Genomic DNA, 12,849 nt, shown 5'->3' on the forward strand with positions numbered 1-12,849 from the left:
GCGAATGACTCATTCGGGACCTCCGAAGCCCCGAATGAGTCATTCGCGACGTTCCGGGTGGGCCGCCCAGACTGTGGCCGAACCGCGCCGAGGTCATGAACGACTCTTTCCTGTCCTCCGACGGCAGGAAAGAGTCGTTCACGACGTTCGTGCGCCCCGTCGAGGGCGTGTCCGAGGCCGGGTTTCGCGTGACCGCAAGCGGATCTCGCGTGATTGGAGCCGGAACTCGTGCCCGGCTCACGAAATGCAGAACTCGTTGCCTTCCGGGTCCGCCATCGTCACCCAGCTGTGCGGCCCCTGCCGCCCCCGGTGCAGGTACTTCGCCCCGCGCGCCGTCAGCTTCTCCAGGGTTGCCTCGACGTTGTCCGCGCCGACCCACACGTCGATGTGGAGGCGGTTCTTCACCGTCTTCGGCTCCGGGACCTCCTGGAACAGGATCCGCCGGGGTGGACCCTCGGGTGGGGAGTCCGGATGGCGGATCGCCGCCCCCGTTCTCCACACCAGTGCTCCGTCGTACGTCCGGGTTTCCTCTTCCTTCGCGTACCCCTTCGCGATCATCTCGCGGATGAAGTCCTCGTCGGTCGGTTCCACGGGCCAGCCGAGCGTCTCGGCCCACCAGTCGGCGAGCACGTGCGGGTCGGCCGTATCCACCACTACCTGGAAGTCATGCGCCATACGGGCACGTTAACGACCGAGTCCGACATTTTCCGGAGCATCGGGTCCTCGGGCACGACCGCGAAGCGCCACTTGTCGACGCCGCCGCCCATGATCTCGGCGTAGCGGCGGGCGCCGTCGGCGTTGGCGAAACGCACCTGCTGGCCGTTCGTCAGGTGGGTGATCTTGACCGCCATGACAACCTCCGAAGTCTGTGGGCCGGCCCAGGAGCTTCCCCCTCCGAGGCCGGCGAGCACAGTAGAACACATGTTCGACCGGGTGCGCCAGTGGATCCCCCACGCAGGTGAGAACCCCAGGTCAGAGCGGACGGATCATCGCCACGCGCGGCCAGGCGTCCAGGCCGCGGGCCGCCTCCGCGCGGCGGATCGCCCGCAGTCCGGCACCGATTTCCGCGTCCGCCAGCACCCGGAACCGCAGCCGCTCGTAGTACGGCGCGTTCCACGGGACGGCCGTGAACGTCGTGAGCGTCAGCGCCGGCAACCCGCGTGCGGCCGCCCATCCGGCGAGCGTCTCGATCAGCGCGCTGCCCAGCCCGCGCCGCGCGTGCGAGGGCCGCACCGAGACCTGCTCGACGTGCGCGTGCCCGTCGACCACCTCGGCGACGAGGTAGGCCACCGGCCGGTCGCCGTCGTCCACACTCACCCAGGCGCGGCCGTCGGACTGGTACACCGCCAGCTCGGCCACCGAACCCGGGTCGTCGTCGGCGATCGCGGCCATGTCGAGGGCGCGGAAGAGGCTGCCCGCCTCGCGTTCGATGTCGATCAACGCGGGCAGGTCGTCGGGGCGTGCGAGCCGGATCACGAAGGCATTCGTACGCGCCCGGCCGGGATTTTCACAGCGAATAAGACGAAACCGTCCGCTGGATGCGGGTCGCGTACCCCTGCAGGGCGGTGATCGCGGTGTGCCGGGCCTCGTCGGTGATCCGCGCGGCCGGCCCGGCCAGGCTCAGCACGGTCGGCCGCCGCCCGTAGGTGGCCACCGGCACCGAACACGCCCAGACGCCTTCGTCGATTTCCCCGGAACTGACCGAAAACCGGTTCTCCAGCGCGTGTTTGAGCTCGTCGCGCACGATCGTGCCGCGCTGTTCGACGATCGGCACCAGCCGCCGGTCGCGCTCGATCTCCGGCAGCAGCGCGAGCAGCATCTTCCCCGACGCGCCGACGCCGAGCGGCACGGAATGCCCCGGCTCGAACGTGAACCGCATGGCGCGGTCGCATTCGACGCGGTCCGCGCACACGGCGGCGTCGCCGAACTGCTGGAAGAGCATCACCGTCTCGCCGAGCTCGCGGGCCGCTTCCTCCATCGACGGCTTCGCCAGCCGCACGAGGTCGTTCGCCAGCTGCGCGGCGCGCGCGAGCGGCATCACCTGGCTGGTGAGGTGGTAGTGCCCGGCCCGGCCTTCCTCGAGCAGCTGCAGCTCCTTGAGCAGGGCCACGTAGCGGTAGGTCGTCGCGACCGGGGTGCCGATCGTCGCGGCGAGCTCGGCGACACTGGCCTCCCAGCGGCGTTCGGAAAAGGCGAGGAGCAGCTGGAGGACCTTCCGGGAGCTGCTGGCGCCGGGGGTGCGGCGTGGGGCGGTGGTGGCGGAACCGTCGACGGTACTGACGGCAGGCGTCATCATGACCTCTCGGTGAGACAAAAACGACCTTCGCTATCACACGGGGTGAATAAATTAGCACGTTGTGTTAAACGAAGGCCAGCATTCTGCCGACGGCCCGCCATTGGGGAAAAACCGCGGGTCAGAGCGTCCGGAACGCGCCGGGTTTCGTCACCGCCGGTGACCCGACGTAATATCCACCGAAACGTGCCGATCTGCGTTTTGTTGTAGTACGACCAGCCGCCATTTACCGTGGACGACGCCGTACGGGTCAGCCACGCTCCAGGAACGGCGTCAGCAGGCCTGGCATCGCCTGGTCGGCGAGCGCGAGCCCGTCGGCCTCGCCGACGTCGAGCACGCGGTAGTGCCCCTTGCCCGCGGCGACCGGCGCGATGATCGTGACCAGCCCGGCCCGGCGCTGGAAGTACGAGCGTTCGACGACGACGCCGGTCATCCCGTCGCGGCGGACCGCCGCGGTGCCGCGGTCCAGCGAACCCGAGCGCGTCACCAGGTAGCGGCCGGTGAAGGCGTGCCCGAGGCCGCGGTAGCGGTCCCAGCCGACCAGCGCGGCGAACGGCACCAGCGCGAGCGCCACCTGCCACGGCCAGTCCGGCAGCGGGCCGAGCCACGCCAGGCCGTACAGCGCCGCGGCGAGCAGCAGCACCCCGCCGACGGCCCGCGAGAGCCGCCGGTACAGCGCCCGGCGCGGGTGGCGCACCAGCGGCGTCGCGGCCGGGTCTTCGCCGAGCACCTCCGCGACGACCTCGTGCGCTTTCGCGAGCGGCGCGGGCGGGAGCAGCAGGCCGCCGCTCTTGTCCGCGCCCTTGCCCTCGCGCAGGCCGCCGGCGATGGCGACGCAGCGGGCGCCACCGGCCAGCCGCAGCGGCAGCGGCTCGCGGATCTCCACGCCCCGCAGGCGGTCCTCCTCGATCGACACCGAGCGCGTCGTGATCAGGCCGCGCCGGATGTGCAGCGTGCCGGCGGGTTCGCGAGTGAGCCGGAAGTTCCAGAACGACAGCACGTACCCGCCGACCGACAGCAGCGAGACGAGCACCAGCAGCCCGGCGGCGGCCAGCACCAGGCTCACCCACGTCGGAGTGTCGGCGAAGTGCCCGACGACCGTCTGGACCAGCGAGAACTGGACCGGGTCGAAGTGCAGCTCGTGCGCGAAGTGGTAGACGGTGCCCACGGCGGCGCCGACCACCGCCAGCCCGGACAACGTGAACGGCGCGTACCGCAGCCACTTCTTGTCGACCACGGCGACGACCTGCTCCGGCGGCGCGGGAGCCGCGGCGGTGTCTTCGGCCGCCGTCTCCACGGCCTTGCGGTGCAGCAGGAGCGTCCGCAGCCGCTGCGCTTCGGCGATCGTGACGGCGTCGAGGACGAGCTCGTCCTTGCCCGGGCCCTTGCCGTGCGAGTGCCGCCCGGTGCCGATCCGCGCGGCCGCCAGCTTGAACAGCCGGTGCTTCGGCTCGGAGGTGACGTCGACCGTGCGGATCCGGTCGCGGGGGATGGCCCGCTGCTTGCGCAGCAGCAGCCCGGTGTGCCACTCGACCTGTGTCTCGGTGATCCGGTAGCGCGAGGTCAGCACGTGCGAAACGCCGGTGAACACGGCGATCGCGGTGAAAACGAGACCGATCCACTGCCACGGTTCGCCTTGGCCGACGAGCAGCGCGCCCAGCAGCACCGGCAGCGACCGCACCAGGTCCAGCACCGGCCGGATGAGCAGCATGCGCCGGTCGAGGCGGTGCCACGGCGCGTCCTGCGAGCCTTCGGCGGGCGGCGTCACCAGGGCTTCGGTGCTCTCGGCCGCCTCCGCGGGGGAGAGTGCGTCGGCGGGGCTCATGTCGCGTCACCCCGGATCGCTTGTGTCGTCTTCGTGAGCTCGTCGGCCAGCTCCAGCGCGCGGTCGTGCCTGAGGCCCGCGATGCGCAGCGGACCCGCCGCGGACGCCGTCGTCACGGTGATCTTCGCCAGCCCGAACAGCTGCTCGAAGGGGTCGCGCTCGATGTCGACGGTCTGGATCCGCGAAACCGGCGCGATCCGCCACTCCTGCTTCAGCCAGCCGGCCTGCGTGTAGACGGCCTCGTCGGTGACCTCCCAGCGGTGCACGTGGTAGCGCCACTGCGGCATCACGATCAGGTGCAGCGGCGCGAGCACGCACGAGACGATCAGCGTGACGTCGAGGAACGCCGGCGGATCGTCGCTGGTCAGCACGATGACCGCCTGCACCCCGATGAGGATGATCCACAGGATCGCGGCGGTGGCCGTCCAGTAGCCGATGGCCCGCCGGCTGACCCGGTGCGCCGGCGGCCGCAGCCGCAACGCCACTGTGTTCGTGCTGTGTTCGGTCACAGGTCAAGCGTGCCCGATCGGCGCCTTGCGTGCCCACGACAAGTGTCACGATGGCGATTCGGTCCGCCTTCGATCGCGTGCCGTTACGATCGGCCACACCGTCGGAGGAATGGATTCGCCGTCGGGGTGTGTTGTGCTTGATGGATTGCTGTATCAGCGAGCTGGAGGACCCGGTGGGACTCGATCCCGACGACCTGTACGAGGTGGACTCGGACGTCCCCGACCTGACCGGAGCGGTGCTCATGCACCACTTCGAAGGGTTCATGGACGCCGGCTCGGCGGGCCGTGTGCTGGCCGAGCACCTGCTCGGCGGCGAACACCGGGTGATCGCGCGCTTCGACGTCGACCGGCTCATCGACTACCGCTCGCGCCGGCCGACGATGACCTACGCCGTGGACCACTGGGAGGACTACGACGCGCCGGAACTGGTCGTCCACCTGCTGCACGACGCCGACGCCACACCGTTCCTGCTGCTGTCCGGCCCGGAGCCCGACCACGACTGGGAGCGGTTCTGCCGCGCGGTGCGCAACCTCGTCGAGCGTTGGGGCGTCCGGCTCACCGCCGGGTTCCACGGCATCCCGATGGGCGCGCCGCACACCCGCCCGCTCGGCGTCACCGTGCACGCGACCCGCAAGGACCTGGTCGGCGAGCACCAGCCGTTGCCCAACCGGCTGCAGGTGCCGGGCAGCCTGGCCGCGCTGCTGGAGTACCGCCTCGGCGAGTGGGGCCACGACGCCGTCGGGTTCGCCGCGCACGTGCCGCACTACCTGGCGCAGTCGACGTACCCGTCCGCGTCGCTGATCGTGCTCGACGCGCTGGGCCGCTCGACCGGCCTGAGCCTGGCCGAGGGCGAGCTGCGCGCGGCGGCGGACCTCGCCGACGCCGAGATCAACCGCCAGGTCGCGGACTCCGACGAGATCGCCGAAGTCGTCCGCGCGCTGGAGCGGCAGTACGACACGTTCATCGAGGCCTCGGAGCGGGGTTCGCTGCTCGCGGAGTCGGTCGAGCACATGCCGACCGCGGAGGAGCTCGGGTCCCAGTTCGAGCGGTTCCTGGCCGAGCAGAACGGCGGCGACAGCCCCGAGCGATGACCCGCTACGACGAGATCGGCGTCGGCTACGCGCTGGGGAGGCGCACCGACCCGCGGTGGCTCGCGCCGGTGCTCGACGCGCTGGGTTCGGCGGGTTCCGTGCTCGACGTCGGCTCCGGCACGGGGTCGTACGAGCCTCCTTCCCGGCGCGTCGTCGCCGTGGAGCCGTCGGCGGAGATGATCCGGCAACGGCGTCCTGAAGCCGCCCCGGTGGTGCGCGCAGTCGCGGAGGCGTTGCCGTTCGCCGACGGCACGTTCGACGCGGCTCTGGCGGTGCTGACCGTGCACCACTGGCCGGACTGGCGACGGGGTCTTGCCGAGCTGCGCCGCGTTTCGCGCCGTCAGGTCGTCTTGGCCTACGACACCGCGCTGCACAACGACTTCTGGCTCGTGCGGGATTACGTGCCGGAGGTGGCACTGCTCGAGCGGTCCCGTCCGTCGGCGCCGGAGATCGCGAATTTCCTGGGCGCGTCTTCGGTGGTCGAGCTGCCGGTGCCGTGGGACTTCACGGACGGCGTGTTCCCGGCTCACTGGCGCCGTCCGGAGGCTTACCTCGACCCGGCGGTGCGGCGGTCGTGTTCGGCGCTCGCGCAGACGTCGCCCGAGGCGGTGTCCCGGGGAATTGCCCGATTGCGGGCCGACCTGGAGTCGGGGCGCTGGCACGAGGACCACGCGGAGCTGCTGGACCTGCCGGAGTGGGACGCGGGGTTCCGGCTCATCGTGGCGTGAGCCGGCCTCACCACTCCCGGGCGGCGAGCTTGGCGACTCCCTCGGAGGTCCGCCGGAAGCCGTCCTCGCCCAGGACCGCGTGCAGCTGAGCGTTGAACTCTTCGATCTCCGGCGCCACCCGGACCAGCGCGTCTTCGCCCGCCGCGGTCAGCTCCAGGAGCACCGCGCGGTGCTCGCGCGGATGGGCGCTCTTGCCGACCAGGCCCGCGTCGACCAGGCGCGTCACCATCGCCGTCACCGCGGATTCGCGCTGGCCGAGCCGGGCCGCGAGCTCGCGTTGGGTCAAGGCGCCTTCGCGGACGGCGAAGAGTGCCCCGAGCTGGGCCGTCGTGATGCCGGCCGCGGCCGAGCAGCGGCGGTCGGCGGCCACGCGCAGCCGGTGGGCGGCCTGCTGGAGCAGGAAGAACAGGCGCTGGTCGGGTTCGGGCACGCCCCGATCTTGACAGCCCGGCACCCGGAGCGCCATCCTCACTTCACTAGTGAAGTGAGGATGCATGCTGGATTTCGAAGCCGCCCGCGCGGGTTTGGCTAGCCAGCCGTTCAGCCGGCTGCTCGGTGCCCGGCTGACCGGGTTCGGTGACGGCGCGGCCACCCTGGAACTGGACATCCGCGACGAACTTGAGCAGCAGAACGGCTTTCTCCACGGCGGCGTACTGGCCTACGCCGCCGACAACGCGCTCACCTTCGCCGCCGGCACCGTGCTCGGGCCCGCGCTGCTCACCGCCGGCTTCACGATCGACTACCTCCGCCCGGCCACCGGTGTCCTGCTGCGGGCCCACGCCGTCGTGGTGCAGGCCGGAAGATCGCGAGCCACCTGCCGGTGCGAGGTGTACACAGTGGACGCTGCGGACGAGGTCACGCTCTGTGCCGCGGCCCAGGGGAGTGCGCGGGTCGTCCGGCCCCGTCAGGTACCGTCCCTGAATGAGCCCTACGGAAACCCGTTCACCCGTAACGAAAACCCTGCGGCGAACGCTGGGTAGGCTCCTGTTCGGGCTGGCCTCGAAAGTGCACGACCCGTACACCGATCAGCTGAACCGGATGGCCGCCGAGCTCCGCGAAGAGATCGTCCGTCAGAGTGACCGCGTCCTCGACCGGGTGGTGGAGTTCGAGATTCGCAGCCGTCGCGACATCGTCTACGCCGGCGATCAGGACGCCGCGCTGGAGAGCAACGTCTTCGCCCGCGAGAACCTGGTCGGCGCGAGGCACTTCGGCCGGCCGAAGGAGACGCTCGAGTACGCGCTTTCCCTGGCGCCGCAAGGCGGGATGGCGCTGGAGTTCGGGGTCGCGTCCGGCAACACGCTCCGGACGATCGCCGGCGCCCGGGGCGGCCGGGAGGTCTACGGCTTCGACTCCTTCGACGGGCTGCCCGAAGCGTGGCTCAACGGCATGCCCGCCGGCGCCTTCGCCCGCGACGACCTGCCGGACGTCCCCGGTGCCGAGCTGGTCGTCGGCCTGTTCGCCGACAGTCTCCCGGGCTTCCTCGGGACGCACGAAAAGCACGTCGACTTCCTGCACGTCGACGGCGACCTCTACAGCTCGGCCAAGACCGTGCTCGACCAGTGCGGGCCGCGGCTGCGCGCGGGCAGCATCGTGCACTTCGACGAGTTCTTCAACTTCCCCGGCTGGAAGCGGCACGAGTACCGCGCCTGGACGGAGTACGTCGAGCGCACCGGCGTCGAGTTCGAGTACGTCGCCTACACCTACAGCGACAACCAGGTGACCGTGAAGATCACGAAGCCGTAGGCGGCCCGTCGAGGATTTCGCGCAGCTCCAGCGTGCCGATCGCGGCCCACGGGTGCCGCGAAGCGACCTCGACGGCTGTCGACCGGTCCGCGCACTCGAGGATGTTGTAGCCGCCGACCTGTTCCTTGGTCTCGGCGAACGGGCCGTCGGTCAGCAGGACCGAGCCGTCCCGCACCCGGATCGTCTTCGCCTCGGCAGGCGGGTGCAGGCCCACGCCGCCCTGCCGGACGCCGCGCCCTTCGGCCTCGGCGGCCCATTCGTGGCAGCGCCGGGCCATTTCCGGGCCGGCCGCCGCGCCCGCGGACTCGTCGCCGCACAGCAGGAGCAGGTATCGCACGGCGCCAGCATGCCACGCGGGCTCAGCCGTGGCAGCCTTCTTCGTTCAGCGGGCCGAACGACGGCAGGACGAGCCCGCACAGGTAGCCGTCGATCCACCGGCCGTTCCCGGAGAGGTTGACGCCCAGCCGGACCAGGGGCGCGAACCCCCGGATGCCGGCGGCGAGCGCGTCCTGGTTGCGCTGCAGCATCGACGTCAGCTGGTCGAGCTGGGTGAGCAGCGGGCCGAGCTGCGCGTCGTTGTCGCTGATCAGCCCGGACAGCTCGGTGGCGAGCCGTCGTGACCCGTCGAGCAGGGAGCTGATCGCCTGTTCGCGGTCGCTCACCTCGGCGAGCAGCTGGTTCCCGTCGTCCAGGAGTTGCCGCACGGCGCTGTCGCGGTCGACGAGCGTCTGCGAAACGACGCGCGTGTTGCCGAGCAGGGAGGCGAGCTGGTGGTCCCGCGTGGCGAGCGTGTCCGACAGCCGTGACAGCCCGGTGAGCGCGGCCCGGACGCTCTGCGGCGTGTCGGCCAGCGTCGCCGTCAGCGTGTCGAAGCTCTTCGCCAGCTGGGCGGTGTCGATCTTGTCCACAGTGGACGAAAGCTCCCCGAACGCGTCGAGGATGTCGTAGGGAACGCTGGTGCGCGAGCGCGGGATCGGCTGTCCGGGATCCAGCGTCCCGTCGCCTTGCGGGTCGAGCGCGAGGTACTTCTGGCCGAGCACGGTCTTCAGCCGGATCGCCGCGCCCGTCGCGTCGCCCAGCCACGCGCCCTTGACCTGGAAGGAGATCAGCACGCGGTCGCCGCGCAGCTTGACCTCCGAGACGCGGCCGACCTCGACGCCGGCGATGCGGACGTCGTTGCCCTCGAACACGCCGGCCGCCTCGCTGAACTCGGCGGAGTAGGTCGTGCCGTCGCCGATCACGGGCAGGGAGCGCGCGTTGAGCGCCGTGAGCACGCCCAAGGCCAGCACGGTCAGGCCGACGAGCGCCGTCCGGACCGGGGCGTCGGCGGCCCGACGTATTGACATGGCGTCAAGAGTGACGCAGGCCACGCCGGGTCGCCAGCCGAGTCCCCCGAAGAGACGAAGATCGTCGCTTCACGCGGACGTGAGCGCGGGGTACTCACGATATTCCAGTGCGTTGGCGGCGCGATCGGTCATCCAGGTGAACACCTTGCCGAACAGCCGCGTGCTCAGCATCCGGTAGGCGCGGTTGCGGCTGCGGATCTTCGCGGCGGTGCGCGGCGCGAGGAAGTTGCCCGAGCCCTTGCCGTTCTTCTGCCCGACCGTGGCCGGCTTGCGGAGGCGCTCCTCGTACTTCGCGAACGCCGTCACGTGGTCGCCGCCGGCCGCCGCGAGCTCGCCGGCCAGCACCTGCGCGCCCATCATGGCGAGGCCGGTGCCGGACCCGCCGGGCCCGGCGCACCAGGCGGCGTCGCCGAGCAGCACGACCCGGCCCGTCGACCAGCGGTCGAGGTGGATCTGGCTGATCGAGTCGACGTACAGGTCGTCCGCCTCCGGCAGCGCCTCGAGCAGCTTCGGTGTCTCCCAGCCGGTGTCCGCGAAGAGCCGCGCGACCAGGGCGCGCTGCTCGTCGGGGGTGCGGCGGCGGAACTCGACGCCGTCGGCGGCGAAGACCAGGCCGACGTGCAGCCGGTCCGCCAGCCGGTGGCTGCCCACGCTCAGGCCGCGGCCGGACTCGTTGTACATGATGCTGGTGTGGTCGAGGCCGAGGTGGTTGGGCGCGGTGAACCCGGCGATCCCGAACCCGAGGTCGTGCCGGAAGTCCGGCTCGGGCCCGAAGGCGGCGGCCCGCACCCCGGAGTGCACGCCGTCGGCCCCGACGACGAGGTCGAACCGGCGCGGCGCGCCGTGGCGGAAGGTGACGTCGACGCCGTCGGCGGTCTCGGTGAGACTCGTGACGCGGTCGCCGAAGACGTACTCCGTGTAGTCCTTGGTGTGTTCGTAGAGGATCCGCGCGAGGTCGCCGCGCAGGATCTCGACCTCCCCGCTCCAGGCGGCGCCGGGCACGGTCAACTGGGGCTGTGCGTCGAGGCCGAGCACGGTCTGGTCGCCCATCGCGGTCTCGAACCGGCGGACGTCGTCGAGGATGCCCATGGCCCGCAGGAGCTTCACCTGCTCACCCCGGAAGTCGACGGCCTGGCCGCCGGGCCGCAGCGCGGGGGCGGTTTCGACGACGGTCACGCGGTAGCCGTGGCGGCGCAGCCAGTAGGCCGCGGACGGGCCGGCGATGCTGGCCCCGGACACGAGCACGGTCTTGGCAGTCATCGGAGAGTCCTCTCGGGTCGGTGGTGATGACCCGAGGGTGCGCGGCCGCGCTGACGGTCCTCGCACGATCCGCTGACCGTTCGGCCGGTGGTGTCCGGTTCGAGTGGCTAGCATGACGCGCGTGGACCGTTCCGCCGCAGACCGGATCCCGCAGGACGGCGAGGAAGCCGCCGTCGAGGCGCGCATTCTGAACGCCGCCGCGCACCTCGTCGCCGACGAGGGGTTCGGCCGGCTGAAGCTCGGGGCCGTCTGCGCCCGCTCCGGCTACGCGCGGTCCGTCATCTTCCAGCACTTCGGCGACAAGGACGGGCTCGGGCAGCGGCTGGTCGAGTACGCCGTCGAGGAGTTCACCAACGCCTACAGCGAGGCCGTCGCGGCCCGGACCGGTTCGGCCACTGCGACGCCGATGGACATGCTGCGCGCGCTGCTCGACATCATCTTCGAGCTGATCCGCACGATGCCGACGCTCAACCAGGCCTTCCTGGCGTGCTGGGGCGACGCGGCGGCGGAGTACTCGGCCCTGCGCGGCGCGCTGACCGAGGCCGACCGCCGTTTCCGGTTCGCCATCGCCCAGACTCTGGCCAGCGGCGTCGCGGACGGGTCCATCACCGGCGTCCGCGACGCGGATGCGTACGCGTCGGCGCTGCTGGCGCAGCTGCGCGGGATCTCGATGCAAGCGCTGGTCGACCCCGACGGCATCGACCTGCGCGGGGTCCGCAGCGAGCTGGAACGCGGCATCGACCGGCTGTCCCCGGGCTACCGAGGCAGTTTCTAAAGCGCGAAGACGATCCCCCGCAGCACGATCACCCCGATGAAGACCAGCGTGAAGGCGAGGTCGAGCGAGATCCCGCCGATCCGCACCGGCCGCACGACCCGCCGCACCGGCCCGATGACCGGCTCGGTCGCCGAGTAGGCCAGGCTCCGGGCCCGCCGCGTCCACGGCGGGCTGTCGGCCAGCATCCCGACCCAGTCCAGCACCATCCGCGCGATCAGCACGAGCAGGTACAGGCTCAGCGCGAAGCCGAGCAGTGTCCCTAGTGCACCCATGGTTCCTCCTTGTCCCCCTGACAACGCGCGGAGCCGCCCGGCAGTGCCGGATCCGTCCGGTTCACAGCTTTTCGACAGGATCACCCGCCCAGCGGTGGATGGCGAACCGGCTGCCGTCGCGGCGCACCTCGGCGGCGCCGGGGCCGGCGAAGTGGGCGGGGACGACGAGCTCGCGGTTGTCCGCGGCGCGTTCGAGGACGCTGCGCCGGGTGACAGCGGCCTGCTGTTGGTCTTCGCAGAAGCAGCTGCTGTGCTCAGGCGCGAGGATCTGGACGGGGCTGTGCAGCAGGTCGCCGACGAACACGGCGCGGTCTCCGCCGGAGGCCAGGCGGACGACGGACGAGCCGGGGGTGTGGCCGGGCGCGGGCTCGAGGGTCAGGTTGCGGTCGATGCGGTGGTCGCCTTCCCACAGCACGGCTTTGCCGAGCACGGGCGCGATGCTGTCGGCGTAGACGAGCAGGCTGCCTTCGCGGCGGAGCTGTTCGTGCTCGGTGCGCGGGGCGGGGCGCCGGTGGGCGTTGCGCGGGTCGAAGTACGTCTGGTCGGCGCGGGGGATCAGGTAGGTGGCGTTGGGGAAGGCCGGCACCCATTCGCCGTTGCGCAGCAAGGTGTTCCAGCCGACGTGGTCGTAGTGGATGTGGGTGTTGACGACGACGTCGACGTCTTCGGGCCGGACGCCGGCGTCGGCGAGCCGGTCGAGGAAGTTCGTCGTCAGGTGGTCGAACAGCGGGATCTGCGGGCGGTGCCGGTCGTTGCCGACGCCGGTGTCGACGAGGATCACCCGGCCCTCGCTGCGGAGCACCCAGGTCTGGACGGTGCCGCGGTAGCCGCCGGTTCCGGGGTTCCAGTGGTCGGGCGCGAGCCAGTGGGCGTTGTCCTGCCAGAGCTCGGGCGGGCTGGGGACGATGGTCCGCGCCGGGGCGATCTCGCCCTCCCACTCGAGAACCTTCACGACTTCGACGTCACCGATGTGCATGACTCCACTCTGACGCTCTCAAATGAGCTTT

The 12,849-nt window shown here is 71.2% G+C and carries 17 protein-coding genes; 5 read left to right on the plus strand and 12 right to left on the minus strand.

All coding sequences use genetic code 11. The annotated features are described in order from the left end of the window. Nucleotides 1-237 precede the first annotated feature (237 nt). From AB0C38_RS19520 to AB0C38_RS19545, 6 genes are all read right to left on the minus strand, one after another. Entirely contained in the window at nucleotides 238-675 is a 438-nt protein-coding gene (locus AB0C38_RS19520; RefSeq protein ID WP_360674918.1) for a VOC family protein, read from the minus strand. Beyond that, the gene (locus tag AB0C38_RS19525) at nucleotides 654-851 is read right to left on the minus strand and encodes a hypothetical protein (RefSeq protein WP_360674921.1); all 198 of its coding nucleotides are present in this window, start codon (nucleotides 849-851) and stop codon (nucleotides 654-656) included. Before AB0C38_RS19525 ends, AB0C38_RS19520 begins: the two co-directional genes overlap by 22 nt. 121 nt (nucleotides 852-972) lie before the next feature. Further along, nucleotides 973-1,476 (minus strand): GNAT family N-acetyltransferase, encoded by a 504-nt coding sequence (locus AB0C38_RS19530; protein WP_360674924.1) that lies wholly within the window; start codon nucleotides 1,474-1,476, stop codon nucleotides 973-975. Between the two features lie 31 nt (nucleotides 1,477-1,507). After that, entirely contained in the window at nucleotides 1,508-2,293 is a 786-nt protein-coding gene (locus tag AB0C38_RS19535) for a helix-turn-helix domain-containing protein (protein WP_360675606.1), read from the minus strand. A gap of 250 nt (nucleotides 2,294-2,543) precedes the next feature. Beyond that, complete coding sequence (locus AB0C38_RS19540; RefSeq protein WP_360674927.1) at nucleotides 2,544-4,118, minus strand: PH domain-containing protein; 1,575 nt, start codon at nucleotides 4,116-4,118, stop codon at nucleotides 2,544-2,546. Then, nucleotides 4,115-4,627, minus strand: a complete 513-nt coding sequence (locus AB0C38_RS19545) for a PH domain-containing protein (protein ID WP_360674930.1) — start codon at nucleotides 4,625-4,627, stop codon at nucleotides 4,115-4,117. The genes AB0C38_RS19540 and AB0C38_RS19545 overlap by 4 nt, the downstream gene beginning before the upstream one ends. A gap of 173 nt (nucleotides 4,628-4,800) precedes the next feature. Here AB0C38_RS19545 and AB0C38_RS19550 point away from each other — a divergent pair, with 173 nt between their 5' ends. Both AB0C38_RS19550 and AB0C38_RS19555 read left to right on the plus strand, forming a co-directional pair. Further along, complete coding sequence (locus tag AB0C38_RS19550) at nucleotides 4,801-5,718, plus strand: PAC2 family protein (protein WP_360674933.1); 918 nt, start codon at nucleotides 4,801-4,803, stop codon at nucleotides 5,716-5,718. Further along, entirely contained in the window at nucleotides 5,715-6,446 is a 732-nt protein-coding gene (locus tag AB0C38_RS19555) for a class I SAM-dependent methyltransferase (RefSeq protein ID WP_360674936.1), read from the plus strand. The genes AB0C38_RS19550 and AB0C38_RS19555 overlap by 4 nt, the downstream gene beginning before the upstream one ends. A 7-nt stretch (nucleotides 6,447-6,453) precedes the next feature. Here AB0C38_RS19555 and AB0C38_RS19560 read toward each other — a convergent pair whose 3' ends face one another. Further along, nucleotides 6,454-6,876, minus strand: coding sequence for a MarR family winged helix-turn-helix transcriptional regulator (locus AB0C38_RS19560; RefSeq protein WP_360674939.1), 423 nt, complete (start codon nucleotides 6,874-6,876; stop codon nucleotides 6,454-6,456). A 64-nt stretch (nucleotides 6,877-6,940) separates the two neighbouring features. Between AB0C38_RS19560 and AB0C38_RS19565 the strand changes: the two genes are divergently transcribed. After that, the gene (locus AB0C38_RS19565) at nucleotides 6,941-7,426 is read left to right on the plus strand and encodes a PaaI family thioesterase (RefSeq protein ID WP_360674942.1); all 486 of its coding nucleotides are present in this window, start codon (nucleotides 6,941-6,943) and stop codon (nucleotides 7,424-7,426) included. Between the two features lie 58 nt (nucleotides 7,427-7,484). Then, nucleotides 7,485-8,189, plus strand: a complete 705-nt coding sequence (locus AB0C38_RS19570) for a class I SAM-dependent methyltransferase (RefSeq protein ID WP_360674945.1) — start codon at nucleotides 7,485-7,487, stop codon at nucleotides 8,187-8,189. On the opposite strand, the gene AB0C38_RS19575 is transcribed toward AB0C38_RS19570, so the two are convergent. The 3 genes from AB0C38_RS19575 to AB0C38_RS19585 form a co-directional block, all read right to left on the minus strand. Further along, entirely contained in the window at nucleotides 8,176-8,526 is a 351-nt protein-coding gene (locus tag AB0C38_RS19575) for a YciI family protein (protein ID WP_360674948.1), read from the minus strand. The genes AB0C38_RS19570 and AB0C38_RS19575 overlap by 14 nt on opposite strands. A gap of 22 nt (nucleotides 8,527-8,548) precedes the next feature. Continuing rightward, on the minus strand, nucleotides 8,549-9,535 hold the full coding sequence (locus tag AB0C38_RS19580; RefSeq protein WP_360674951.1) for an MCE family protein: 987 nt from the start codon (nucleotides 9,533-9,535) through the stop codon (nucleotides 8,549-8,551). Nucleotides 9,536-9,604: 69 nt separating this feature from the next. Beyond that, nucleotides 9,605-10,795 carry an FAD-dependent monooxygenase gene (locus AB0C38_RS19585; RefSeq protein WP_360674954.1) on the minus strand — a complete coding sequence of 397 codons (1,191 nt, stop codon included), beginning with the start codon at nucleotides 10,793-10,795 and terminating at the stop codon, nucleotides 9,605-9,607. 112 nt (nucleotides 10,796-10,907) lie between these two features. Between AB0C38_RS19585 and AB0C38_RS19590 the strand changes: the two genes are divergently transcribed. Then, a complete protein-coding gene (locus tag AB0C38_RS19590) occupies nucleotides 10,908-11,570 on the plus strand; it encodes a TetR/AcrR family transcriptional regulator (protein WP_360674957.1) in 663 nt (220 codons plus the stop codon). Here AB0C38_RS19590 and AB0C38_RS19595 read toward each other — a convergent pair. Then, complete coding sequence (locus AB0C38_RS19595) at nucleotides 11,567-11,842, minus strand: YggT family protein (RefSeq protein WP_155541239.1); 276 nt, start codon at nucleotides 11,840-11,842, stop codon at nucleotides 11,567-11,569. The genes AB0C38_RS19590 and AB0C38_RS19595 overlap by 4 nt on opposite strands. A gap of 61 nt (nucleotides 11,843-11,903) precedes the next feature. After that, nucleotides 11,904-12,818, minus strand: coding sequence for an MBL fold metallo-hydrolase (locus AB0C38_RS19600; protein WP_360674960.1), 915 nt, complete (start codon nucleotides 12,816-12,818; stop codon nucleotides 11,904-11,906). Between the last annotated feature and the right edge of the window lie 31 nt (nucleotides 12,819-12,849).

The organism is Amycolatopsis sp. NPDC048633, from assembly GCF_040650695.1.
In the GTDB taxonomy this organism is placed as follows: domain Bacteria; phylum Actinomycetota; class Actinomycetes; order Mycobacteriales; family Pseudonocardiaceae; genus Amycolatopsis.

Coding starts and splice junctions, on each gene's coding strand:
- AB0C38_RS19590 (WP_360674957.1), top strand. CDS start 10,908: ATGACGCGCGTGGACCGTTCCGCCGCAGACCGGATCCCGCAGGACGGC.
- AB0C38_RS19520 (WP_360674918.1), bottom strand. CDS start 675: ATGGCGCATGACTTCCAGGTAGTGGTGGATACGGCCGACCCGCACGTG.
- AB0C38_RS19570 (WP_360674945.1), top strand. CDS start 7,485: ATGGCCGCCGAGCTCCGCGAAGAGATCGTCCGTCAGAGTGACCGCGTC.
- AB0C38_RS19580 (WP_360674951.1), bottom strand. CDS start 9,535: ATGTCAATACGTCGGGCCGCCGACGCCCCGGTCCGGACGGCGCTCGTC.
- AB0C38_RS19595 (WP_155541239.1), bottom strand. CDS start 11,842: ATGGGTGCACTAGGGACACTGCTCGGCTTCGCGCTGAGCCTGTACCTG.
- AB0C38_RS19600 (WP_360674960.1), bottom strand. CDS start 12,818: ATGCACATCGGTGACGTCGAAGTCGTGAAGGTTCTCGAGTGGGAGGGC.
- AB0C38_RS19535 (WP_360675606.1), bottom strand. CDS start 2,293: ATGACGCCTGCCGTCAGTACCGTCGACGGTTCCGCCACCACCGCCCCA.
- AB0C38_RS19525 (WP_360674921.1), bottom strand. CDS start 851: ATGGCGGTCAAGATCACCCACCTGACGAACGGCCAGCAGGTGCGTTTC.
- AB0C38_RS19555 (WP_360674936.1), top strand. CDS start 5,715: ATGACCCGCTACGACGAGATCGGCGTCGGCTACGCGCTGGGGAGGCGC.
- AB0C38_RS19565 (WP_360674942.1), top strand. CDS start 6,941: ATGCTGGATTTCGAAGCCGCCCGCGCGGGTTTGGCTAGCCAGCCGTTC.
- AB0C38_RS19585 (WP_360674954.1), bottom strand. CDS start 10,795: ATGACTGCCAAGACCGTGCTCGTGTCCGGGGCCAGCATCGCCGGCCCG.
- AB0C38_RS19540 (WP_360674927.1), bottom strand. CDS start 4,118: ATGAGCCCCGCCGACGCACTCTCCCCCGCGGAGGCGGCCGAGAGCACC.